Origin of the sequence: Bombilactobacillus bombi (genome assembly GCF_013607485.1) — a bacterium.
In the GTDB taxonomy this organism is placed as follows: domain Bacteria; phylum Bacillota; class Bacilli; order Lactobacillales; family Lactobacillaceae; genus Bombilactobacillus; species Bombilactobacillus bombi_A.
The window spans coordinates 1-1080 of record NZ_SCHP01000133.1 but is presented as its reverse complement, the minus strand read 5'-3'; the positions used below and the strand labels follow the sequence as shown (position 1 = coordinate 1080).

Genomic DNA, 1080 nt, shown 5'->3' with positions numbered 1-1080 from the left:
CGTGACCGGCTTAGCAGGATTTGATGAATTTCATGAGTCTTTGACTTCTGGGCGGACTCCTTTAGTTCAAGATGTAATGTTAGACAGCACAGGCGCTTTTTGTGGTATTTTGGTGGTGTTTATTATTTTGATTATTTATCGAAGTGTAACCAGAAAACATTGAAGTGTTTAAGATATTCTGGTATGATAATATACGGTTTTATGTTATTCACACTAATTATAGAAAGAAGGAGTTAGCGGATGTCAGGACATTCCAAGTGGCACAACATACAAGGACGTAAAAATGCCCAAGACGCAAAACGTGGAAAGATTTTTCAAAAACTTTCTCGTGAAATTTATATGGCAGCAAAGAGTGGTGATCCTGACCCGGCGAATAACGCGGCTCTTCGTTTGGTGATGGATAAAGCCCGTGCTGCTAATATGCCAAAAGACAATATCAAGCGAGCAATTGATAAAGCTTCGGGTGCCGGCGGAGCTAATTATGAAGAGATTACTTATGAAGGATATGCTCCTGGTGGAGTGGCAGTTCTAGTAAATACTTTAACGGATAACAAAAATCGGACTGCCACTTCGGTTCGAGTAGCTATTACGCGTAATGGCGGTAGTATGGGATCAGCAGGTTCGGTTTCTTACCTTTTTGATCGTAAGGGATATATAGTTATTGATCGCTCAACTACAGATGCTGACGAAGATCAAATGTTGGAAGATTTGATGGAAGCTGGCGCCGATGATTTACAAACGTCGGATGATGCTTATGAAATTTATACCGATGCTAAAGAATTCGCTTCAGTTCGGGATGCTTTAGAAGCTAAGGGTTACAAATTAGCTAATGCGTCACTAACTATGGTACCTAAAAATACCGTGCCCGTACCGGAAGATAAAAAAGAACAATTTGAACATATGATTGAGCAGCTGGAAGATGATGATGATGTTTCCGAAGTATTCACAGCCGCTGCTGATGAAGATGAATAAAATATTTTAAAAATCTCGAATTTATTTCGGGATTTTTTTTGTGTCTAGTGTATTTTATAAAAGACAGGAGATGAAAAAATGTTACCAGAAAAATATACGAAAAAAATT

2 protein-coding genes are annotated in these 1080 nt (G+C 38.6%); both read left to right on the top strand.

From position 1 onward, the window contains the following. The first annotated feature begins 1 nt into the window (after window position 1). Complete coding sequence (locus EQ827_RS08790; RefSeq protein ID WP_309109362.1) at window positions 2–163, top strand: VanZ family protein; 162 nt, start codon at window positions 2–4, stop codon at window positions 161–163. Window positions 164–240: 77 nt separating this feature from the next. Continuing rightward, on the top strand, window positions 241–972 hold the full coding sequence (locus tag EQ827_RS08785) for a YebC/PmpR family DNA-binding transcriptional regulator (protein ID WP_181190598.1): 732 nt from the start codon (window positions 241–243) through the stop codon (window positions 970–972). Window positions 973–1080: the final 108 nt, after the last annotated feature.